This window comes from Flavobacterium sp. ACAM 123 (assembly GCF_000264055.1).
Taxonomy (GTDB): Bacteria; Bacteroidota; Bacteroidia; order Flavobacteriales; family Flavobacteriaceae; genus Flavobacterium.
In genome coordinates, this window is record NZ_AJXL01000169.1 from 1 (window position 1) to 4,674 (window position 4,674).

At 35.8% G+C, this 4,674-nt stretch carries 4 protein-coding genes; 1 reads left to right on the top strand and 3 read right to left on the bottom strand.

Features of this window, described 5'->3' with window-relative positions:
* The coding region (locus tag A3SG_RS0117495; protein WP_016991291.1) for a PepSY-associated TM helix domain-containing protein at positions 1 to 533 on the bottom strand (533 nt) is incomplete at its 3' end.
* 224 nt (positions 534 to 757) lie between these two features.
* Positions 758 to 3,070: a type IA DNA topoisomerase gene (locus tag A3SG_RS0117500; protein WP_016991292.1), complete on the bottom strand. Its 2,313-nt coding sequence runs from the start codon at positions 3,068 to 3,070 to the stop codon at positions 758 to 760.
* Positions 3,071 to 3,117: 47 nt separating this feature from the next.
* Between A3SG_RS0117500 and A3SG_RS0117505 the strand changes: the two genes are divergently transcribed.
* Positions 3,118 to 3,333, top strand: a complete 216-nt coding sequence (locus A3SG_RS0117505) for a hypothetical protein (protein WP_016991293.1) — start codon at positions 3,118 to 3,120, stop codon at positions 3,331 to 3,333.
* A gap of 104 nt (positions 3,334 to 3,437) precedes the next feature.
* Here A3SG_RS0117505 and A3SG_RS0117510 read toward each other — a convergent pair whose 3' ends face one another.
* The gene (locus A3SG_RS0117510) at positions 3,438 to 4,283 is read right to left on the bottom strand and encodes a formate/nitrite transporter family protein (protein ID WP_016991294.1); all 846 of its coding nucleotides are present in this window, start codon (positions 4,281 to 4,283) and stop codon (positions 3,438 to 3,440) included.
* Positions 4,284 to 4,674: the final 391 nt, after the last annotated feature.

A 4,674-nucleotide genomic window follows, 5' to 3' on the forward strand; every position in this document is an offset into this window, starting at 1 on the left:
AAGAAGATTAGTGGAAATAAAATTCCAGCCAAAGCCAGTTTCCAACCGCGTTGTTTGAAACTGAATTTTCCCCCTTTGATCATTATCGTCCCTGTTAGTGCAATAGTTATTAAACTCAAGGCAAAAATATCAGAATAATAGATCCAGAAATTAGAAGTGTTTTTATGTAAACTCATAGTCTGACTGATGATTGGTGTTTTTAGGAAAGTAACAATTTCGCCTTTACCAGACTTCATGTCGATTTCGACATCGTGTTTTTCGAAAGAAATTTTAAAAGTTCCTTTTTTTATATTGTGTTTACGGAAGGTGTCGTCTATTCCGAGTTTTGCACCTAAATTTTTTGCAAACTCTTCGTTGATTTCGCTTTCTACAGGCAGTTTTACAAAGATAGTTTTGGTCTCCGTCGTATATTTTTCAGGATGCCACATGTCGCGATGGTTCATCATAAGTCCAGAAAAGGCAAAGGAAACGATAAGGCCAATATAGAAGTAGCCTAAATCTCTGTGTAGGTTACGGAAGGTTTTCTTTTTCATGGTAAATAAAGGATTTTAGCTCGCGAAAATAATATATTGTCAAATAATAAGTCTGTGGATTTATATTAAATAAAAATTTTTTCAAGCAAAAAACACCATTTTTCATGAATCACTTAGAAAATTAATTTTGATTGATGTCGTAGGTTTGTGGGCATCATGATTCGCTAACAGTTTTATACTGATTAAAATTTATTCCATAAATTTAAAATAGACTTTGGATTTTATTAGCTATTTTTTCCTAAAATTTTATACACCAATTCTTTGGTTGGTTTTTGGTTTTTTAATTTTTCTCTGACCAAATCAAAAGTTACTTTGAAATCACATCCTGCTTTATAATGACTGCATCCATAAGCGGTATTTCCTTTTAATACAGTTCCTTTTTTACATTTGGGGCAAGGCAAAGAATCAGAAGAAATTTTGTTTTCTTTTGGTGGAGTAGGAGCAGCTATTTTTTTAGGTTCTAATTTGAGTTTGAAGTTTTCATCAAAACGGAGTAAACCTTCTACAGCGCCAGAATCAGTTTTAAAGTCTTTTAAATTTACTGTAGACCCTTTTTGGAGTAATCGGATGTATTGGTTTTCTGATATTTTTTTTTCTGCGTAAGCGTAGGGCAATACAAAATCACATCCTGCCTTATAGTTACTACAGCCATAGGCTGATTTTCCCTTTATAAGCGCCCCTTTTTTACATTTTGGGCACACTTCAGCTGCAATTCCTGTAGCTTTCTTTTTCTCGACTTTAACTTCTTGCGTCTGAATACTTCCAGCATGCGAAATATTAGCACGCTTGGTTTCGCTTCGTACTTCATACACCAAAGCTTCCACCATGCGTTTCATATTGTTGATAAACGCAGCAGCAGTAAACCTTCCTTTTTCAATATCTTTCAACTGTTTTTCCCACGATCCTGTCAATTCCGCCGACTTTACCAAATCATTTTGAATGGTATCAATCAATTGAATCCCCGTTAGCGTCGGTAATACCTGTTTTTTGTTTCTAACGATGTATTGACGTTTAAATAGCGTTTCAATAATATTTGCTCGTGTTGATGGACGTCCAATACCGTTTTCTTTCATCAATTCGCGTAAATCTTCATCATCCACTTGTTTCCCTGCAGTTTCCATGGCACGTAATAAGGTCGCCTCCGTGAATTGATTTGGTGGTTTGGTTTCCTTTTCTAAAAACGAGGGCTGGTGTGGTCCTTTTTCGCCTTTGATAAAGTCGGGCAATAGATCCACTTCCTTTTCTTTGGCATCTGGATTTTCAAAAACAACGCGCCATCCTTTTTTTAGGATTACTTTTCCAGTCGTTTTGAAAGATACAGCAGCCGCTTTTCCTATTACGGTAGTATTCGCGACTGAACAATCATCATAAAAAACAGCAATAAACCGCCTTGTAATAATGTCATATACTTGCTGTTGACTGTATTGTAAGTTAGACTGAATCCCTGTGGGGATAATTGCATGGTGATCCGTTACTTTTTTATCATTGAAAACCTTGCTTGATTTTTTAATCTTATTTCCTAAAAGCGGCTCGGTTAAAGCAGCATATTTAGTTAACTTTTGTAGAATACCCTGGACTTTTGGATAGACATCGTTTGGTAAAAAAGTAGTGTCAACTCTAGGATAGGTGACTACTTTTTGTTCGTATAATATTTGGACAATTTTTAAGGTTTCATCTGCTGAAAAGCCAAACTTGGTATTGCAATATACCTGTAAGCCTGTTAAATCAAAAAGTTTTGGTGCAAACTCATTGCCTTTCTTTTTTTCGATAGATACAATTTCGAAATCACTTTCTTTGACTTTAGTGGCCAAAAATTCGCCGTCTTCCTTTTTCAAAAAGCGGCCTTCTTCATAACTAAAAAGCGTATCTCTATATAAAGTCTGCAACTCCCAGTAGGGCTGCGGTTTAAAATTATCGATTTCTTTGAAGCGGTCCACAACCATTGCCAGTGTAGGGGTTTGCACCCGTCCCACAGAGAGTACTTGTTTGTATCCACCATGTTTTACGGTATATAAACGAGTCGCATTCATCCCTAATAACCAGTCGCCAATGGCTCTGGAAAATCCAGCGTAGTATAAATTATCATAGTTGGCAGATGGTTTTAAGTTTTCAAATCCTTCTCTAATAGCTTCAGTGGTTAAGGAGGAAATCCATAGTCGTTGCACTTCGCCTTTATAATTGGCTTCGTTCATCACCCAGCGCTGAATGAGTTCCCCTTCTTGTCCCGCATCCCCGCAGTTGATAACCAATTCCGCTTTGTCAAATAAACTTTTTATGATTTTGAATTGCTTTTGGATACCCGAATTCTCCACCACTTTTGTTTCAAATTTGTCGGGAAGCATGGGCAAGTTATTCAAATCCCAACTCTTCCAATAGGATTTATAATCGTTAGGTTCTTTTAAGGTACACAAATGTCCAAAGGTGTAGGTTACCGCATAGCCGTTGCCTTCATAATAGCCATCATGTTTAGTATTCGCTCCTAAAACGGATGCGATTTCTCTTGCTACACTTGGTTTTTCGGCAATACAGACCTTCATTTTTTCCTGTTGATTTAAGGCTGCAAATTAGGAATTTAGAAGTTGGTATGGAAAGGAAATGTTTAGGAGTTATGAACGGTTATGGTTTTCCTACGAAGGAGCTAATGCTTGCAGTTTTTAGGGCTTGGCTTTTTTTGGTTGAATTAGTAAAAGAGATATACTGGCATGCCGAAGTTCTATCGAAAGTGAAGGTAGTATTGGTAGTATATTTTGAGAAGTCTACTGAAATTGTTCCCATTTTGATTTTTGTTTTGTGTTTTTAAGCAAGGATCTTACTCTATAATCTATATTTTTTGCTGGGGCAGAGTTAATTGACAGAGCAATCACAAATCATATGATTTAATACTTATTAGAGTGAGTAGTAGTATTATTTCATCTCGTTTGATTCAAAAATCCTATACTTGAAAAGTCCTACTACTATGGCGCCGCCAATGGCATTTCCTACTAGGGCTAAAGCCAGAAACGCAAGATAGTCTAAAAGGGAAATGGTATCGGAATGTAAAAAAGCTCCAAAAACCTCAATATTACCGACGATGCTATGATGAAAACCTCCAAAACCGATGACGCCAGTTATCATAAAAATAAGAAAAATACGGGTGAGTGAACTTTTCACGCTGTTCATTAACCAGTTCAATAAACCCATTAACCACCCAGCAACTATTGCACTTAAAAAAAGAACCCAAGCATCGTGGTGAATAATATGACTGCCTATTTTTACCATTGTTTCATGTGTGAACAAGTTTAAATGTGGTGCAAGCAGACTTATAAATAGGGTAAATAAAATACCTCCAGTTATATTGCCCAGAATAACTAATCCCCAAACTCGCAGCAACTCCCAGATCGTGCGTTGTCCGTTAAGTACGGGAATGGTTAAAACGGATGTTTGCTCCGTAAAAAGCGCTGACTTCCCTAAAACAACAAGAATGAATCCTATTGGGTAGACCAAGCTAAAAAGTTTAAAAATAGTATTTACAGCTAACGTACCAGATAATAAGTAGTAAAGACTACAGATTAGGAAATAACTGAAGCCAATCTCGAGTCCTGCAATAATAGCACTAAGCGTTATAGCCCTATTATTTATTTTGAAGATCTCTTCACCTTCGTGAATAACACGACTTAAAATATCGATATACTCATCGCCACTCTCTATTTCTTCCGATGTCTTCTCTAATTCTTCTTGATGTTTTTCTTGGTCTTTATCTTTAGATTTCATAAAGCTTTTTTAGATTATTATGACTTTTACTTGTTCCAAATCAATATGCCTTAATTATGATTTTCTAGTTATACTATTCTTTAATTAGTTGTAGCTACTTAAGAACTTTTAATCTCGTTATGTACTTTCTTTACGTTTTTTTAGAGTAATCGTATCAACTATTAGTTCAGGTGCTTATGTGTTTTCTAATTACTCTACACTACTACTAAGTTCAAGTTTAATATAGACTGCTTGTGCGAGCAGATTCTAAGCCATAGCACCTATCTCAATACCCAAATATACACTATTTTACTTGCAAGTAATGAAAATATATTTCTATTTATCAGTGCGGCAGGGTCTTGGAAATTAACTTGGTAGATTAGCTCAGCGTTTTTCATAATAAAAAAAAATA

Excerpts from the sequence above, each read along its gene's own strand:
- A3SG_RS0117510 (WP_016991294.1), bottom strand. The coding sequence starts at position 4,283 with ATGAAATCTAAAGATAAAGACCAAGAAAAACATCAAGAAGAATTAGAG.
- A3SG_RS0117500 (WP_016991292.1), bottom strand. The coding sequence starts at position 3,070 with ATGAAGGTCTGTATTGCCGAAAAACCAAGTGTAGCAAGAGAAATCGCA.
- A3SG_RS0117505 (WP_016991293.1), top strand. The coding sequence starts at position 3,118 with ATGGAAAGGAAATGTTTAGGAGTTATGAACGGTTATGGTTTTCCTACG.